The following is a 17,971-nucleotide window of genomic DNA, read 5'->3' on the forward strand; positions in this document are numbered from 1 at the left end:
GGAGGGTGAAAGCATGAAGAGGGGATTCCTGCGGTTTCTCGGAAGTATGGCAATCGTTCTTCTTTTCTGTCTTCCCGTGCTGGCCCAGGCATTCACGGGAGAGGCTCTGGTGACCTTTCCCCCCTTTACCCCGGAAGTCGCGTCCATTTTTGAGTCCGACCAGGGTGTGGCTGGGGGCATCACCTTCTACTACCTGCCCCTGAGGCAGATTGTCGTGGGGTACAGAATTTCGCTTGTCGAGCCATCGCAGCCTCCTTCTGAGGCGTACTGGCAGAGGGATCCCCGTTACAGCTATCCCGTGTACTTCTGTGACGTCCCTGCCCAGTACGTGCCGAGCCGGGATGGTCGATACTACGAGCAGGTCAACCCTCAGAGCTTCACCCTTCGGGGTCTTGTCCCGCAGGCGACCTATCATGTCGTGGTGACTCCTCTCTGCATCTGGCCTAAGGCTCCCTGGAATATCGATGAACGCGGGAAGGCCTTCTGGTACGTTTGGCTTCCGGCGAAAACCTTTGGCTGGGTGTACACGGATGGGTCTTCTTCGGGCCTTGTGATGTCTGAAGGTGAGGGAGGGGAGCGAAAGCGGGGGTACGCCGAGGTTTACCGTGTGATTTTCGAAGGAGCGGTTCTTGCTCGGAAGTCCTCCGGAGGACCTGGAGGGAGGTACAGTCCCCAGTGAGACGGAGGAATTTCCCGCAACCCCGGGGGGAAGGTGACCTAAGTCACCATTCATAGCTCTGAATGACGATGACGCCTTTTTCCGCGGCTTTCCGGAGAAATCCCCGGGTGGCGAAGTGGGTGACGAGGATTTTCACAATGCCGGTCGCTTCGTACTCTTTCTGCACCGCTTTTGCCTTCTGCTCGAGTTCCTGGAAAACTCTCTCTTTCCCGTCATCAAGGCGAATTTTAGCTTCTCCCACAAAGTACACCGGTTTTCCTTCCCGCTCTCCTTTGCCGAAGAAGTTGACCTCCACGCCACCTATGTCTATCCGAACGAACCGCTCCGTTACCCTGAACCCGTATTTCTCCTGGAGTACCCGGGGCAGCATTCGGTACGCTTCGTTTTCAAAGGCATAGCTGAAGCTCCGGGAGAGTCCTCCAAGCTCTTCCCGGGTCCGTTTGAGGCCTGCAGTCAGGTTCCTGATTTCTTCCTCTGTCCGCTTCTGGGCCTCAGTCAGGGCCTCCACCGTCTCGGTGAGCTTGTCCACCCGTTCTTCGGTTCTCCTCTGGGCTTCGGCGAGAGCCTCAATCCGTTCCTCTGTCCGCTTCTGGGCCTCAGTCAGGGCCTCCACCGTCTCGGTGAGCTTGTCCACCCGTTCTTCGGTTCTCCTCTGGGCTTCGGCGAGAGCCTCAATCCGTTCCTCTGTCCGCTTCTGGGCCTCAGTCAGGGCCTCCACCGTCTCGGTGAGCTTGTCCACCCGTTCTTCGGTTCTCCTCTGGGCTTCGGCGAGAGCCTCAATCCGTTCCTCTGTCCGCTTCTGGGCTTCGGTGAGTTTCTCGACGTGGCCGATGAGCCTGGTGAAATCTTCCTCTCTCCTCTTCTCTACTTTGACGAGTTCGCCGACAATAGTTCCCAGGTCTTTAAGGGTATCCCGAAGCTCAACAAAGCCCTCCGTGCCCCCATAGGTTTCCCGAATGCGCTCATCGACAATCTGGATGATTTCCCGCTTTACTGCGGGGGTGATTTTCGGTTTGGGTTTTCCGGACTGCACTCCCTGCTCCTCCTGTCCACCTTCTCTCAAGCGATGGCAATATTATCCCTGAGAATCCCCCGAAAGACAAGACCCGGCGTGCTTGCCGGGTCTCTGGTTGTGCTTTTTGGTCAGGGTCTTCCCTGGAATTCTTGCAGGAGAAGGGGATTTCTGGTACAGTTCCTTTGGGGGATCGTACACCGTGATCCCGGGGGTTGCCGGATGTGGAAAAAGGCGATTGAGCGACGCTGGGTTTTCCTGAGAAGCGTACTCTGGATCCCCGTAATCCCCATGCTCCTTGTAACCTCCTGGGGCCTGTGCCGGGAATCACCGTTTGCCAATGGGCATTTCTGGGAGAAGGACGGCTTTTTCCTCCACTACCGGGCGTGGTTCCCCGAGCATCCCCGGAAGAAAATCTTTCTCATCCACGGCCTGGGTGGGTCAACGTTCTCTTGGCGGTACGCACCAGACTTCCTCCTCAACGAGGGATACTGCATCGTAGCGGTGGATTTACCCGGCTTTGGGTATAGCCAGAGGGTGACGGGGAAATTGCTGAAAGCAGAGGCACAGGCCCAGCTCCTCCTCGATTTCCTGGAGTTCCTCGATACGACCCTTGTTCCGGAACACCTCTCCTACAATCCCTGGTGCCTTGCCGGGCACTCCATGGGTGGGAAAATAGCCTTCCTCATGGCCATGGAGGAACCGGAACGTTTCCCGGGAGTGCTCCTTGTGGATGCGGCTTTCCGAGGTCCTTCGCTGCGTTTTTTCAAGATCTTCACGACTTTTCCTCCTTTGAGAGGATGCTGGGTGACGCTCATTCGGCATCTTCTCCTTACCCCCTCGCGCGTTCGCCGTTTCCTCGCTGAAGCCTACGGTCGAAAGCCAAGCACCTTTGAAGTAGAAGGGTACCTTGCACCGCTTCGGCTTCCGGGGACTGCCCGGAGTCTCCTGAGCCTCGTGAACCAGGCCTCGTCGCTTCGGCTTGCTGCGTTTTCGGGGAAACCCCACCCGCCCTTCCTCCTTCTCTGGGGAGAGCGGGACCGTTTTGTACCGAGGCGGCAGGCTGAGAAGTTCCAGGAGGTTTTCCCCGAAACGCCTCTTGTGGTCGTTCCCGGGGCTTCGCATTGTCCGATGGAGACCCATCCGGAGGAGTTCTATAGAGTCGCCGTCGAGTTCTGCAACGCCCTGGCTTTGCCTTTGCGATGAGGTTGCGGTATCCTGTCCCTCTGGGAAAACAATTCCGACGGTGCACGCTACCCCAGCTATTGGAGGATTCAAGGAGGCACGAAGAAGCCCTGGGGAGTTTTCGGGAACGGGCCGGGGAGTCAGGAAGAGCAGAGGGCGAGTTCCCCAATCACCGCCACGGCTGCCTTCACAACTTCCGGATCGAACTGGGTACCCGCGCAGCGCTTGAGTTCGGCAATGGCCTCCGCTATGCCCATCGCCCTGCGGTAGGGACGGTCGCTTGTCATAGCCTCAAAGGCGTCCACTACAGCCACAATGCGGGATTCAAGGGGAATGGCTTCTTGCGCTAAGCCGTCCGGGTATCCCAGGCCGTCGAAACGCTCGTGGTGGTGCCGGACAATCCGGGCCACATCTTCGAGTCCCCGGACGCTTTTCAGGATTTCTTCACCCTTCAGAGGGTGGAGCTTTACAAGTTCATACTCTTCTGGAGTGAGAGGACCCGGTTTCCGGAGGATACTCTGGGGAATGAAGATTTTCCCAATATCATGGACCAGGGAGGCCCAGCGGATGCTTTTTGCCCTCTGTCCTTCAAGTCCAAGGTGCCGGGCAATAAGCAGGGCGTACTTTGCAGAAACCTCAGAGTGCTTCAGGGTGGCACTGTCGTAGTACTCTAAGGCCCTGGCGAGAGCCACGAGGAGGTTCTCGAAGAACGATTCTTCCTTTCTTGCGTACTCCCGCAGGGCATGGCAGGCTACACAAATTCGGGAAAGCTGCTCGGCAAGGGCAATATCGCCGTCGTCGAAAGCGTCCTGCGTTCCCTCGGGAAGGTCGAGGGTGAGGTGCCCGAAGAATTTCCCTTCCCAGAGGAGGGGGACAACCAGGGTTTTGGCAACGGGCTTGGTGCCCTCAAGGAGCCTTCTGTATTTCTCGGGAGAGGAGAACGTCCGGTGGGGGCCGAAGAACTCTTCTCCCTCTACTACCGTGACCCGCTCTTTCGTGATGAGCTCCTCCGGCTCAAAGGTAAATCCAAGGAGGCTCGCTTTATGGCCCCGGACGGCGACGATTTGCCCCCTGCCCCTTTCATCGATGAGTAGAGCGGCTCCCATGGGAGCCTTGGGGATCATTCCCAGAGCAAGGTCGAGCATGCGGGAGAGGAATGCCTCTTCCTCAATCTCCAGAAGGGGAAGGAGTGCGGTGACCTCAAGCGTTTCAAGGAGCCTTCGCCTTGCCCTTTTTTCACCTTCCAGCGCGCGCTCAAGCTGCGCGGTGGCCTGCCGCACGAGCCTCTGCAACCTCCTGTTGAACGCCGCGAGAACGGAAGTTGCACCGGAAATGCCCAGGGCAATGGCGAGCAAGCCCCGGAAAAGCCAGGGTGGGTACTCCCTGACGGTAACAAGGTACGACTGAAGAAGGTCGTGGAGCTCTTTTTCTGAAAATTTCGAGAGTTCTGTTTTGACAAGCTGCACGACTTTCGCATTCCCCTTCCAGGTGGCAAGGTGGAGGAAATTCTCTGTAGGGAGAGGAAGCCGGGAAAAGTCAGCTAAAAGCCCGTATTTTACAAGGTAGAAGTTCGCCGGCGGGTCGTCCATGAGGAAGCAGCTGACCTCTCCGCGTCGTGCCGCAAGGACGATGTCGCCGTAGTTAGGGTACAGCCGAAACTGCAGGGAAGGGTTGAAGGAGAGGGCGAGGTTCACCAAAGCGTCTTTTGCTTTGGCTCCCACAACGTGAGGGGTGAGGTCTGAAAGGGAACGGACCTTGAGGGTTTTCCGGAAGTACACACTTGAGGTGACCCGGAAAAGGGGCTGGATGTAGTCAAGATAAGTTGCCCGCTCGGGAGTGTAGAAAATGGTGTCCACGAGGTCTGCCCGGCGTTCCTGGATGAGGGAGTGCACTTCTGCCCATTCCGTCGGCAAGAGTTCCACAGGGATTCCGGTTCGCGCTTCCCACATCTTCCAGAACTCTACCGATGCTCCCACGAAGCGTCCCTCCTCGTCGTAGTAGGCAAAGGGTGGGTAATCCCTGTCGATGAGGACCCTGAGTGGGGTATCCTCGGAAAAAGCGGTGGAGGACAGAAACGCCAGAACCCAGATTGCTGCCAGTATCCTCCAGAGTATGCCCTTTGGCATCACGCGCCCTCCCCGTTTTCAATGCGGTCTCGCCCAAGGCCTTTCGCCCGGTACGCCAGGGTATCCACCCGGCTGAGGAGGGTGTCGGGAGTTTCTCCCTGGGTGTACTCGACCACGCCGAAACTTGCCGTGAGAGGAAAGGCCAAATGCTCACCGACAGTACGAATAGCCTCCTGGATTCTTTCGGCCACTTTCCTGGCCTCGTCTTTCGAGGTGGCGGGAAGGAGAACCACGAACTCATCTCCCCCCAGACGGACCAGGAAATCCATTTTTCGAATTGCCGATTGTGCGGCTTGCGCAACTTCCCGCAGAACCCGGTCCCCAGTGGCGTGGCCGAAGCGATCGTTCACCGCTTTGAAGTGGTCGAGGTCAAAAAAGAGTAGGGAAAACGTCTCTTTGCGGCGCCTTGCCCGTGCAATTTCCCGGGAAAGGGCTTCGAAGAAAAAGCGGCGATTATAGGCCTCGGTGAGGGGATCGTGGAAGGCAAGAAAGCGAAGCCTTCGTTCCATTTCCCGGTACGGGGTGATATCGTGGAGGTAGTGGAGGTAGAGGTCTTCGCCTAAAGGGACCCAGAACACGTCGAAGAAACGTTTCCTCCACCTGATGTCGCACCGGATGGTCTGGCCTTCTTGCAGGGCCTCATCGGCCCGGCAGAAGTAGCATCGGGTTCCTGGAAGGATAACCCCTCGCTTCAGGGCTTTCCGGTATTCTCCCCGGAGGGCTGATCCTTTGCGGATGGCAAGGAAACAGTACTCTCCGATTTTGGTCTGCCAATCCCTTTCGGCGGCTCTGTTCTGGGCAAGTATCCGGCGGTCCCGGGAGATAATCCAGGCGGGGACCGGAATCCCCTCAAGGAAGAGGAGGTTGAGCCGTCCCCGCTCGTAGAGCGACCAGGGAAGGAGCACGAAATCAGGGTGTTCTCCTTGGGAGCGGGCAACGTCCCCATGGGCTACCTCGACGGTGTATCCGCTCGCCTCAAGGAGAGCGTGGAGGTGCAGGAAGTTGCCATTGTTCTGGTGCACGAGGAGAATCTTTCGGGCCACCGGGCTACCTCCTTTTGGGGGAAATTATACCATTATACTCCTAACTACCCAACAAGCTCCTGCAGTTTCTGCACCATCAGGGGCAAGGGACTGGATTGCCGAAGAGCTGACGCAATCGGTGGCCCATTTCAAAGTGTAGCTTTTGCCCAGGATTTTCCTCCGACCCCCCTTGACGGCAAGGGGGGTCCTCTGTATAATTCTCCCTGAAAAGTGAAAAGAGTACCCCACTAGCACCTCCTATTAGAAGTCTTTCCCCTCCTTGCACCTAAGGGGAGCCAGGGAGCACCTGGCTCCCCTTAGGTGTTTTCTGGACCCGAGTCGTTGACAGGTACTTCTTCTCCCCTGTAGAATTCAGGAAAGTCCCTGTACTGGTGTTGTTGCAGTCTATGCGGAACGCTCTGGGTATCGTTCTCGTTCTCGGGGTAGTCCTTTTTGCGGTATCCTGCAATTCGGGTTGGGATTTTACCATTATCAATGTACCGTCGCGTCTTTTCTGCGGGGAGGAGTTCCACTTCCAGGTTGCCTGCCAGGGAAGCTGTTCTTTTCCACTTTTCTGGAGTGCCCGGTACGGAACCATCACCCAGGATGGCTGGTACCGAGCTCCGGATTTTCCCTGCACCGAGGTGGTTGAAGTCATCGGTCGGGGGATGAGGAGGCTTGCGAGCTTCCCTGCGCTGATGCCGGGAAGTCCTGCGACGCCACAGGGTATCGCAGAGGTTTTGCCCTCCTTTCGGGTTCTTCTTGCCCCACCTTCCTGTGTTGCTGATTTTTGTGTTCCCTTTCGCTTCACCGTGCGGGGATCCTTCCTCGTTGTGCTGAACGGCAAGACCTTGATGAGGGATTGGTATCATAGGGAGAGGGAAGTTGCGCTTGAGCTTCCTCTTGAGGAGGGGGAGAACACCCTTCTCGTTGTGCTTGAGGGGAAGGAAGTGTTCCAAAGCAACATCCTCTGTGACCGAACCCCTCCGGTGATTTTTCTGTCCCGGGCACTGTGGGCGCCTGAAGGAGTGTGGGTTTTTGGGACGGCCTCTGAAGAGGTAACCGTTGAGGGCGTAAAGGGGGAGAGCAACGCCTGGAAAGTTCTGGTTCCTTGGGAAGGGGAAAAGCGGGTGCTCTGGCGTGACCGGGCAGGAAACAGGAGAGAGGAAATCTTTGCTGCAGAACGGGATCTGAACCTTGAAGTCGTTGGGCCTTCCCGGGTGAAAAAGGGGGAAGCGGCAGATTTCAGGATACGCTGCACCTTTCGGGGAATTCCTCTTGAAGAGGCAAGGGTGGTATGTGGTGGAAAGGAAGAAGTGCTCTCTCTGGGGGAAGGTACGGTATCCGTTACTTTTCCTGGGGAAGGGAAGATTTCTGTGAACTTTGCCCTCGGGAATAAGACCCTTGAACTCCCTGTGGAGGTGTACGTCCTTCCCGTGGCTACCCTTGAGTTTCTTGTTCCGTTTCCGAGAGAAGTTGTCCAGGGAGAAACGCTGGTGCTCCAGGGTACGCTGAGGGATGCCGAGGGGAATCCCTGCTCCGGAAGGAGGGTGTGGGGAGAGATTCGTTCGTCCACCTTTTCAGCGATTGCTGAAACCCTTTCTGATGGTTCAGGGAGATGGACACTACCTCTTGGGGGAATATCTGGAATCGGAAGACACATACTGCGAGTTTCTGCCGAGGACATCCTTGTGGAGCACGAACTTTTTGGTATTTCCGGTCGCCCCTCGTTTTTCTGGGCTGTTCGACCAGGTACGGTGCTGCGTTCCATGGCAGGATACCCGGTGCCTTTTGAGGTACGGGTAGCAACGGCAGAGGGGAAACCGGTTCAGGGGGCGAGGGTCGAGTGGGTGTGGAAAACCGCAGAGGGTGTTTCCCCTGTTCCCTCTCCTGACCTTGGGGTGAACGAGCGAACGGATCTCTCTGGGAAATGCGTGGGTGAGATTGCCATGCCTCGAAAAGTGGGGAACTATATGCTTGAAGCTCGCCTTCCTTTCTGGGAAGTTCCTCCTCTCGTCTTTTCGGTCACGGTCCTTGCCGCAGCACCCCGGTTTTTCGAGGACCTCTCTGTGCTCCCTCCCTCAGGGAGAGTCGGGGAGCCTCTGAGCTTCAGGGTGCGGGTACGGGATACCTATGGCAATCCCTGTCCTGAGAAGACCGTGAACGTGTACCTCAGGGAGGGGGAAAATCCTGTGAAACAGCAGAGCGTTGTCACCGACAATCAGGGAGAAGCCTCGTTTACTCTCATCCCGCAAAAGCCGGGGACGCTCACCGTGGAAGCTCGCGTGCAGTTCACCTTATGCGTTCTTTCCTGGTCTTTGCCAGTAAATGATGGATAGTCTCCTCCACTTTTTCCTCCCCCAGCACTGTGTGGTCTGCGGGGCGTACGTTGCTCTTCCCTCCTGTTTCCCCCTCTGTGAGCGCTGCCAGAGTTCGGTCATCTACCTCCGGGAAGGGGTGTGCTTTCGCTGCGGGAGGACTGTGCCGCACCCTGGGATTCTCCTCTGCCATGTGTGCCGGCGCTTCCGGTACCACTTTGAGTTCGCCCGGGCGGTGAGCGCGTATGCATTCCCTGTTCGGGAAGCTCTCCACGCCTTCAAGTACGGAGGGGTGGTGTCTCTGGCGAGGTTTTTCGGTCTCCTCCTTGTCCGGTACTGCGAAGAGTTCCCCCTTCTTCTGGATGTCGATGGTGTTCTCCCTGTGCCCCTGCATCCTTCAAGAGAAAAAGCCCGGGGGTTCAACCAGTCCCTCCTTCTTGCCCAGGAGGTGGGGAGGGCATTTCGGCTTCCTGTGCTTGTACGGAGCGTCCTGCGGGTGAAACCCACGCTCCCCCAGGTGGGCCTTAAGGCGAAAGAACGGCGCCAGAACGTCCGGGGGGCGTTCCGGGTACAACGGAAAGAGGACGTCTCGGGGAAGCGAATCCTCGTTGTCGACGATGTTCTCACCTCCCGCGCAACCGTGGAGAGCCTTTCGCAGACTTTGAAAGATGCCGGATGTCAAAGCGTTGTGGTGCTTGCTGTGGCCTCTGGGAAGTGAAGCTCCAAGAATTTTGATTCTTCCATTGTGAGATTATTGACGACCTCTCCGGAGTATGCCAGAATATTCTCGAAAGATTATTCCTTTGAGGAATATCCATTCATGGGCGCCAGCGAAGTAGAGTTGCTCACCCGGGTGGCCTGGCTGCACTTCATGGAAGGGGTCACCCAGCGGGAAATTGCGAAGAAACTCGGTATTTCCCAGCCCAAGGTGGCTCGCCTTCTCGATCGGGCTAAAAAGTGCGGTATCGTTCGTATTTCCATCACTTCGCCTTACGCGAACTGCCTCGCCATCGAGGGGGAACTCCGCCGCCTTTTCCCTCATCTTGAGGATGTTGTGGTCATTCCTGCTCCACAGGGTGGGGATCTCTTTGCAAGTCTTGGCCGAGCCGGTGCCTGGTACCTTGAGCGGGTGCTCCAGGATGGGGACCTCGTGGGGATTGCCTGGGGAAGGACCCTGAAGCATGTGGCCTCCTCTGTTCAGGGGGTACGGGTGCGGAACCTCAAGTTCGTGACCTTGGTTGGGGGATTGACCGCCTCTGCGTCGCTGAACCCATATACCATTGGGGAGAAGCTGGCTTCGATTTTTGAAGGGGAGTGCTACTACCTCTATGCCCCAGCAGTGGTGGAGAGCGAGGAAATCCGGAATTTCTACCTCAGTGAGCGAATCAACCAGAAAACCCTGGAGCTTGCCCGGCAAACTCGCTTTTCGCTTGTGGGGATTGGAACGGTCGACGCCCGTCACTCTATCTACGCCCTCACGGGGTTCATCGACTACCACGAGCTTGAGCTCCTCCGCCAGAAGGGTGCAGTTGGCGATATCCTCGGCCAGTTCTATGACCGGCAGGGAAACCTCATCGATACACCCCTGCACCGGCGAACGGTGGCTCTCCCCCTTGAGGACCTCAGGAAAATGAAGAACGTCATCGGCATCGCCGGGGGAAAGGAAAAGGTTGAGGCGATTCTTGGGGCGCTCAGGGGGAAGTACATCAAAATCCTCATCACCGATGAAGAAACGGCAAAGGGCATCGTAGAGCTTGAGCAGAGGGAGGGATAAGTGTGGCCTTTGTGACCTGCGTGGGGATTCTCGTAGCTGACCTCATGGGGCGGCCTATCAACCGGTTTCCGGAGAAGGGGAAACTCCTCCTTGTTCCAGAAATGGAACTCCATGTCGGGGGATGCGCCCACAACACCGCGGTGGACCTCCGCAAACTCGGGGAGGAGGTGCTCGTGGTGGGGAAAGTAGGGGACGACGACTTAGGGGAGGTGGTGATCAACTCCCTGAAGCGCCACGGAGTGGACACACGGGGCATTACAAAGGACACCCGGTACCACACCTCAGCCACCATGGTGCTCCTTGATGAGCACGGGGAGCGGACTTTCCTCCATTACCCTGGGGCCAACCAGGCCCTCCGGGCTGAGGACGTGAAGGACGAGTTCCTCAGGGGGGCAAAGGTGGTCCACGTGGCGGGGAGTTTCCTCATGCCAGGGTTCGATGGGGAAGAAACGGCAAAGGTTTTCGCCCGGGCAAGGGCGCTTGGGGTTTTGACCTCTCTTGATACAGCCTGGGACGATACGGGGAAGTGGCTGGCCACCATTGCTCCGGTGCTGCCTTTTGTTGACATTTTCATCTCAAACCGGGACGAGGCCTCCCGGATCTCTGGAAAGGACGGCCTTGCGGATATGGCTTCCTTCTTCCTGAGCTTTGGCATTCGGGTGGTGGCCATCAAGATGGGAGCAGAAGGGAGCTTCATCATGACCGGTAAAGAGAAGATCCTCGTTCCACCCTTTTCAGTGCAGGCTGTTGATGGGACGGGGGCGGGCGACGCTTTCGCGGCAGGGTTCCTCTTTGGGTACCTGCGGGGATGGGACCTCTATGAGGTTGGGAGGTTCGCCAACGCCTGTGGGGCCATGTGCGTAACTGCCATGGGGGCGACCGAGGGTGTGGGGGATTTCATGGCGGTGCGGCGATTCATCGAAGAACACGAGGCGAGGATGGGATGAGGCTTTTTGGCGTGCAGTTTGGAGCGGGGAACATTGGTCGGGGGTTCATCGGGCATCTCCTTCAGGAGTCAGGGCTCTGGACGGTCTTTGTGGAGGCTAACGAGGATCTCGTGGCAAAACTCCGGGAACGGGGTTGTTACCCTCTCCGGCTCGTTGAGAAAGATGGAACCTTTCGGGACGTTGTGATCGACCGAATTGAGGTCCTCTCGGTGAAAGAAGAAGCAGCGGTAGCTGAAAAAATCGCCTTTGCTGCCTTAGTTCTTACGGCCGTAGGAGCGAAGAATCTCCCGCAGGTGGCTCCGCTTCTTGCCCGGGGGATTGAGGAACGCCGAATACGCAATCCCGAACCCCTCAACGTCTTCCTCTGTGAGAATCTGAAGGACGCCCCTGCCATTTTCCGGGAAAAGGTGCAGCAGTACCTCTCTCCCACGGGAGTGGAGTTTCTCAAAGAGCGGGTGGGCTTCGTGGGGACGGTCATTGCCCGAATGGTTCCGGTACTTGATGAGCGCTTCGGTGTAACCGATCCCCTGGGTGTGGTGGCGGAGTCCTACGCCCGGCTTCCCTTTGATGCTCGGGCGGTTCGAGGAGTTCTGCCGCCGCTCTTTGGCTTTGAGGGGACGGAGCACTTTGAGGCTGAAGAGGAACGAAAGCTCTTTTTCCACAACCTGGGCCATGCCGTTTTGGCGTACCTTGGGTACCTCAGAGGGTGCTCCTATATCCACGAGGCCCTTGGAGATGCGGACATCGAGCGCGTATTTTCCGGTGCCTGGGATGAGGTTACCCAGGCGTTTTTCCGGAAGTACCCCTTCTGGGACAGGGATGAGCACAGAGAATACCTTCGGGACCTCAGGGCGCGCTTTGCCAACCCCGCCATGATGGACACCGTGATCCGGGTGGGGAGGGACCCCCTGCGGAAGCTCTCCCCGAAAGACCGCCTCGTCGGAGGGGCGCTTTTCTGCCTTGCCCAGGGTGTTTTCCCTGAACACGTGGCCTGTGGGTGTGCAGCAGCGCTGCTTTACGATTACCCTGAAGATGAGGAGGCAAAAGTCCTGCAGAGGATGATCGCCGAGGAGGGAGTGCAGGGGGTGCTCGAGAGCGTTTGTGGGGTAGATCCTGAGAGTGAGCTGGGAAAAGCGATTGAGCGCTGGTACAGGCGATTTCAGGAAGAAAGGAGCAGGGGGTGAGCGGGATGGAGATTCAGGAGAAGGTCTCAAAGGCACAGAACGAGACCAAAGAGAGGCTTCTTGGCATGTACCGGGATATGCTGCGCATTCGTCGCTTTGAGGAAACGGTGAGCGACCTTTTCAGCCAGGACAAAATCCGGGGAACAACCCACCTCTACATTGGAGAAGAAGCGGTGGCGGTGGGGGCGTGTTACGCCATTCGCCCTGACGACTACATCACCTCAACCCATCGAGGTCACGGCCACTGCATCGCCAAGGGAGCACGCCTTGACCGGATGATGGCCGAGCTCTACGGGAAAATCGATGGGTACTGTAAGGGGAAGGGCGGATCGCTCCACATCGCCGACCTCACGGCAGGGAATCTCGGCGCCAATGGTATCGTTGGCGGAGGTATTCCCATTGCGGTGGGATCAGGGCTTACGGCAAAGTACAAGAACACCGGAAAGGTCACGGTGTGCTTTTTCGGGGATGGAGCGGCCAATACCGGGGCATTCCATGAAGCGCTGAACCTTGCCGCCGTGTGGAAGCTCCCGGTGGTGTTCGTCTGTGAGAACAACCTCTACGCCATGTCCATGCCGGTGCGGGAGGCCTTCCCCATCCAGGACATCGCTGAGAGAGCCCAGGCTTACGGGATGCCTGGAGTGGTGGTGGATGGGATGGATGTTCTTGCGGTGAAGGAAGCGGTGGAACAGGCCGCCGAGCGGGCCCGCCGGGGTGAAGGGCCGACACTCATTGAGTGCAAGACCTACCGGTACCTGGGGCACTCGAAAAACGACCCCCGGGCGTACCGGACGCGGGAAGAGGAGCAGGAGTGGAAGGCGAAAGACCCCATCAAGCGCTACCGGAAATGGCTCTTAGAACAGGGTGTGGCTGAGGAAGAGGAGCTCAAGACAATCGAAAACGAAGTGGAGCGGGAGATTGAAGAGGCCATAGCCTTTGCTGAACAGAGTCCCTATCCTCCCCTTGAGGAGATCACAAAGGACGTCTACGTTGAGGAGGACTTTGCCGAGATTGAGCGGAAGAAGGGGACAAAGGTCGTCCGGAGCATCAAGGAGTACGATCCCGGGACGATGCGCATCATCACTTACCGGGATGCGTTAAACGAAGCCCTGCGGGAGGAGATGCGTCGGGACGACAACGTCGTGCTCATCGGGGAAGACATTGGCCTCTACGGTGGAGCCTATGGGGTCACCCGGGGCCTGTGGCAGGAGTTTGGAGGAGAACGGGTTCGCAACACCCCTATCTCTGAGGCGGCAATTGTGGGGTGCTGTGTCGGTGCGGCCATGACCGGACTGCGTCCTGTGGGCGAAATCATGTACATCGACTTTATGACGCTCTGCATGGACCAGTTGGTGAACCAAGGGGCCAAAATTCGCTACATGTTCGGAGGGAAGGCCAGGGTTCCCATGGTCATCCGCACGGAAGGGGGATGTGGTCGTTCCTCTGGTGCCCAGCATGCTCAAAGCCTCGAAGCCTGGTTCATTCATGTTCCGGGACTCAAGGTTGTGATGCCTGCAACGCCCTTTGACGCCAAGGGGCTTTTGAAGGCGGCAATCCGGGAGGACAATCCCATCCTCTTCATTGAGCACAAAATGCTCTACAACACCAAGGGTCCGGTGCCGGAAGAGGAGTACATCATCCCCATCGGGGTTGCCGATGTGAAACGGGAGGGGAAAGACGTCACCATCGTCGCCTATTCCCGGATGCTCCTTGTGGCCCTGGAGGCAGCAGAAGTCCTGGCGAAAGAGGGCATTGAGGCTGAAGTTGTGGACCCCCGAACGCTTTTGCCGCTTGATATTGAGACTATCTGTCAGTCGGTTCGCAAGACCAACCGGGTGATCATCGTGTACGAGGGGTGCAAAACTGGTGGAGCGGGGGCAGAGATTGCCGCCCAGATTATGGAACACGCCTTTGATTACCTGGACGCCCCCATCGTTCGCCTTGGAGCGGCTGATGCTCCCGTTCCCTGTAGCCGTTACCTTGAGGACAATGCTATCCCGAGGGTAGAAGACGTGGTGAAAGCAGCACGCACGCTCTGCGGCAGGTAGCCATGGAACGCCGGACGGCGCTTCGGCTCTCGTTCATCGTTGGTGTGGCGTTCTTTTTCCTGGCCGTGTCCATGCTCATCACCGGAGCAGTGCTCCCCAAATGGATGGCCATTTTCCATCTTTCTGCGACAAGAGCGGGTCGCCTCTTTGCCCTGTACTACTTCCCCTATGTGGTGACGACGTTTGTGAGTGGCGCGCTCTGCGATCTCCTTGGGAAAAAGCCCGTGCTCGTGGCCAGCCAGGCGTTTCTCGCTCTGGGGTTTTTCGTGGTGAGCCTTGCGGATCGGTTCACCACCATTGAGTGGGGAGTGTTCCTTGCTGGCATTGGTGGGGGTTTCTGTGAGGCTCCCCTCACCGGGCTCCTCTCCCGGGTCTTCCCCGGGCGGGAAGGGTATGCCCTGAATCTCAGCCAGATTTCCTTTGGCCTTGGGGCTGCCTCTGGGCCATACCTTGCGGGCTTTCTCCTTGAGCGGGAGCTGAGCTGGAGGGTGCTCTATTTCGTCCCGGGGATATTCTCGGTACTCCTTTTTGCCCTCCTCTTGCGGGAACGGGAGCTCTTTGCTGAAGGGAAAAACGAAGTCTTTTCCCTGCGAAGCCTCCAGGCTCTGGGGGAGTGGAAGACCCTGCTTTGCGCCAGCTTCCTGGCCATCTTCCTGTACGTCGGGGCAGAAATCGGTACCTCGGCCTGGGTGAGCACTTATTTTGTTCGGGAGCTCCAGAGAGGCTTTTCCCTTGCAGGAGCGGCCATGGGGATATTCTGGGGGATGATCACCGTGGGAAGGCTTGTCTTTGGCCTTCTGGCCAGAAAGGTGAGTTACCTGCTTTTGCTTCGTCTCCTCATTCTTTGGAGTTTCTCCGCCCTTCTCCTCTTCAACCTTACCCGGAATGTCCCCGTGGTGCTCTTCGCCCTTTTTGCTCTGGGACTCGGATTCTCTGCGGTGTGGCCGCTTGTTGTGGCCTGGGTGGCGCAGCACGTCGATACCCTTCAGGCCACGGCCATTGGGCTTACGGTTGCTGCAGGAGGACTTGGCGCACTCTTTTTCCCCTGGTTCATGGGGATTCTTGCGGATCGTGTTGGTCTTCGTTTCGTCTTTCTGGTGGCCCTGGTGCTTGTTGCCGGACTTTTCGGTGTGACGCAGAGTCGTTTCTTCAGGGAGGGAAAGGCATAGTGGCGATCCTTGGGATTGATATGGGGACAAGCGGATGTAAGGTTGTGGCCTTTCGGGAAAACGGTGAGGTCCTGGGCTTTTCGGGAAAGGAGTACCCTTTCATTACTCCTCGACCCGGGTGGCTGGAGATCGACCCTGAAAAGGTCTGGGAAGCGGTGTGTGCTGCCTTAGGCGAGGTGGGCCGATCCCTCCAGGAACCTATCAGTGCCCTGGCGGTCACCTCCCACGGGGAAACCCTCATCCCCTTGGGGCGGGATGGACGACCTCTGACTTTCGCCATCGCCAACTTCGACGTCCGGGCCAACAGATATGTGGCATTCTTTCGGGAACGCTTCGACCCTTTCCATCTTTTCTCGGTGACCGGAATGCCCCTTCACGGGATGTACACGGTGAATAAGATCCTCTGGCTTCGGGACCATGAGCCGGAAATCTTTGAACGTACCTGGAAGTTCTCGTGCGTCGAGGACTTCATCATCTTCCGCCTCACGGGGGAAACGCCGGCCATGGACTATTCCCTGGCCTCCCGGACCATGATGTTTGACGTCCGAAAAAAGGCTTGGGCCCGGGACATCCTTGAAGCGGTGGGGATTTCTGAAGAACGGCTTCCCAGGGTTCTCCCCTCGGGAACCCCTGTCGGCTCCCTGCGGGAGGATCTTGCGAGGGACTTTGGCCTCCAGGAGAAAATCCTTGTGGCCACCGGAGGCCACGACCAGCCCTGTGGGGTTCTGGGGTGCGGGGTGTGCTCGCCTGGAGAGGCCATGTACGGCATTGGGACTTCAGAGTGCGTGGCCCTCAACATTGGTCCTCAGCCTTTCCTCACAAAGGAGATGATGGAGAACGGGTTCTGCTGCTATCCCCATGTTGCAGAAGGAGACTACATCACCCTGGCGTACATCGCCTCAGGAGGGTCTCTCGTGCGGTGGTTCCGTGACGCCATAGCTCCTGACAAAAAACAGGAAGCCCGGGAGCTCGGGAAAGACCCCTATCGGATGCTCTTTGAGCACCTTCCAGAGGGTCCGGTGCCGCTTTTTGTGCTCCCTCATTTTGCCGGTTCAGGAACTCCCTACCTCGACGAGCACTCCCGGGGGGCCATTGTGGGGTTGACTCTCGCGGCCTCCCGTTGGGAAATCTTTCGGGCCATTCTTGAGAGCCTCACCTATGAGATGAAGGTGAACCTGGATCTTTTCGAGGCTTTTGGGTTACCCGTTGTGGACCTGCGGGCTGTTGGCGGAGGTGCTCGTTCTTTCGAGTGGCTCAGGATGAAGGCAGACATTCTGGGGAAGACGCTGCTCCTTCCGGAAACGGAGGAAGCCGTGGCGCTGGGGACGGCAATCCTTGCGGGAAAGGCGGCGGGGGTTTTTGCGCACACCCAGGAGGGCATCGCGGCGATGGTGCGTTTCCGGGAAAGGATTGAACCTTCTTTGAGTCGGCACGAAGTCTACAGGCGGTACTACAGCGTGTACCAAAAAGTGTACAATGGTCTCAAAGAGGTGCACGAGCTCTTGAGTATGCTCCAGGGAGAGGAGGAGGACCATGAAGAGTAAAGGCTTTGCCACAGGAGTCTGGGTTTTTGGGGCGTGTCCGGATCGGTTCTGCCCGCGAGGGTACAAGGAGGACGTTCCTCTCGAAAAGGCCCTTGACGCCATTGCCGCTGTTCCGGACCTCAAGGGAGTGATGATGCACTACCCAAGTCCCATCAACGAGGACACGGCAGAAAAGGTGAAAAGGGAACTCGATGCCCGGGGACTTGCCCTGGCGTCCTGCGATGTCGACCTTTTCGGGGATCCAGTATTTGCCCTGGGGAGCCTGATGTCAGAGAGAGAAGGTGTGCGCCAGAGAGCCATTGAACTCGCCAAGAAAGCCATGGACATGGCCGAGTATTTTGGAGCTGGGGTAATGAACCTCTGGCCGGGGCAGGATGGCTTTGACTACCCCTTCCAGATTGACTACCGAGCACAGTGGGACCTCCTCATCGAAGCCCTCCGGGAGATTGCCAGCCACAATCCCCGCGTGAAGCTGAGTTTAGAGTACAAACTCCGGGAACCCCGGACCCACTCGACCATTTCGAACGCCGGTGTGGCGCTTTTCTTAGCCCGGGAGGTGAACCTACCGAACGTTGGGGTGACCATTGACCTCGGGCACTCCTATAACTGCAAAGAGTCTCCGGGAAATGTTGTGGCGTTGCTCGACCGTTTTGGGAAGCTCTTTGCCCTGCACCTCAATGACAACTTCCGGGACTGGGATGACGATTTAGCCGTGGGGACGGTGCACTTCTTCGAAAACCTTGAATTCCTCTACTACCTCTACCACTCGAATTACGAAGGCTGGCTTGGCCTTGACATCTTCCCCTACCGGGAGGATGGGAAAACGGCATGCCAGGTGAGCATCGAGAACATCACAATGATGCTTTCGGTGGTGGAGAAAATCGACGTAGCTACTCTTCGGGCCTACCAGAAGGAGGCCGACGCCTTGGGAGCTTTCCGGTACATCCGGAGTTTGCTCTGAAG

The 17,971-nt window shown here is 57.6% G+C and carries 14 protein-coding genes; 11 read left to right on the top strand and 3 right to left on the bottom strand.

Translation table 11 applies throughout. The annotated features are described in order from the left end of the window. Positions 1–13: 13 nt before the first annotated feature. Positions 14–679 carry a hypothetical protein gene (locus ACP6EK_RS03720; protein WP_438318072.1) on the top strand — a complete coding sequence of 222 codons (666 nt, stop codon included), beginning with the start codon at positions 14–16 and terminating at the stop codon, positions 677–679. 43 nt (positions 680–722) lie between these two features. On the opposite strand, the gene ACP6EK_RS03725 is transcribed toward ACP6EK_RS03720, so the two are convergent. Next, entirely contained in the window at positions 723–1,712 is a 990-nt protein-coding gene (locus tag ACP6EK_RS03725; protein ID WP_438318075.1) for a hypothetical protein, read from the bottom strand. A gap of 201 nt (positions 1,713–1,913) precedes the next feature. Between ACP6EK_RS03725 and ACP6EK_RS03730 the strand changes: the two genes are divergently transcribed. Beyond that, positions 1,914–2,897, top strand: a complete 984-nt coding sequence (locus ACP6EK_RS03730) for an alpha/beta fold hydrolase (protein WP_438318078.1) — start codon at positions 1,914–1,916, stop codon at positions 2,895–2,897. A gap of 119 nt (positions 2,898–3,016) precedes the next feature. Here ACP6EK_RS03730 and ACP6EK_RS03735 read toward each other — a convergent pair whose 3' ends face one another. Then, the gene (locus ACP6EK_RS03735) at positions 3,017–5,002 is read right to left on the bottom strand and encodes an HD domain-containing phosphohydrolase (RefSeq protein WP_438318081.1); all 1,986 of its coding nucleotides are present in this window, start codon (positions 5,000–5,002) and stop codon (positions 3,017–3,019) included. Next, positions 5,002–6,045, bottom strand: coding sequence for a diguanylate cyclase domain-containing protein (locus tag ACP6EK_RS03740; protein WP_438318084.1), 1,044 nt, complete (start codon positions 6,043–6,045; stop codon positions 5,002–5,004). The genes ACP6EK_RS03735 and ACP6EK_RS03740 overlap by 1 nt, the downstream gene beginning before the upstream one ends. A gap of 386 nt (positions 6,046–6,431) precedes the next feature. On the opposite strand from ACP6EK_RS03740, the gene ACP6EK_RS03745 reads away from it, so the two are divergent. The 9 genes from ACP6EK_RS03745 to ACP6EK_RS03785 all read left to right on the top strand — a co-directional run bounded on the left by ACP6EK_RS03745 (position 6,432) and on the right by ACP6EK_RS03785 (position 17,969). Beyond that, positions 6,432–8,363: an Ig-like domain-containing protein gene (locus ACP6EK_RS03745; RefSeq protein WP_438318087.1), complete on the top strand. Its 1,932-nt coding sequence runs from the start codon at positions 6,432–6,434 to the stop codon at positions 8,361–8,363. Then, positions 8,353–9,060 carry a ComF family protein gene (locus tag ACP6EK_RS03750; RefSeq protein WP_438318090.1) on the top strand — a complete coding sequence of 236 codons (708 nt, stop codon included), beginning with the start codon at positions 8,353–8,355 and terminating at the stop codon, positions 9,058–9,060. Before ACP6EK_RS03745 ends, ACP6EK_RS03750 begins: the two co-directional genes overlap by 11 nt. A gap of 102 nt (positions 9,061–9,162) precedes the next feature. Further along, entirely contained in the window at positions 9,163–10,116 is a 954-nt protein-coding gene (locus ACP6EK_RS03755) for a sugar-binding transcriptional regulator (RefSeq protein ID WP_438318093.1), read from the top strand. A gap of 2 nt (positions 10,117–10,118) precedes the next feature. Then, entirely contained in the window at positions 10,119–11,063 is a 945-nt protein-coding gene (locus ACP6EK_RS03760) for a carbohydrate kinase family protein (protein WP_438318096.1), read from the top strand. Further along, a complete protein-coding gene (locus ACP6EK_RS03765) occupies positions 11,060–12,247 on the top strand; it encodes a mannitol-1-phosphate 5-dehydrogenase (RefSeq protein ID WP_438318099.1) in 1,188 nt (395 codons plus the stop codon). The genes ACP6EK_RS03760 and ACP6EK_RS03765 overlap by 4 nt, the downstream gene beginning before the upstream one ends. Positions 12,248–12,252: 5 nt before the next feature. Then, positions 12,253–14,295: a pyruvate dehydrogenase (acetyl-transferring) E1 component subunit alpha gene (pdhA, locus tag ACP6EK_RS03770; protein ID WP_438318102.1), complete on the top strand. Its 2,043-nt coding sequence runs from the start codon at positions 12,253–12,255 to the stop codon at positions 14,293–14,295. A gap of 2 nt (positions 14,296–14,297) precedes the next feature. After that, complete coding sequence (locus ACP6EK_RS03775; RefSeq protein WP_438318104.1) at positions 14,298–15,464, top strand: MFS transporter; 1,167 nt, start codon at positions 14,298–14,300, stop codon at positions 15,462–15,464. Beyond that, positions 15,464–17,008, top strand: coding sequence for an FGGY-family carbohydrate kinase (locus ACP6EK_RS03780; protein ID WP_438318108.1), 1,545 nt, complete (start codon positions 15,464–15,466; stop codon positions 17,006–17,008). Before ACP6EK_RS03775 ends, ACP6EK_RS03780 begins: the two co-directional genes overlap by 1 nt. Next, positions 16,998–17,969, top strand: a complete 972-nt coding sequence (locus ACP6EK_RS03785; protein WP_438318112.1) for a sugar phosphate isomerase/epimerase family protein — start codon at positions 16,998–17,000, stop codon at positions 17,967–17,969. The genes ACP6EK_RS03780 and ACP6EK_RS03785 overlap by 11 nt, the downstream gene beginning before the upstream one ends. Positions 17,970–17,971: the final 2 nt, after the last annotated feature.

Origin of the sequence: Candidatus Caldatribacterium sp. SIUC1, from assembly GCF_051549785.1 — a bacterium.
GTDB lineage: Bacteria > Atribacterota > Atribacteria > Atribacterales > Caldatribacteriaceae > Caldatribacterium.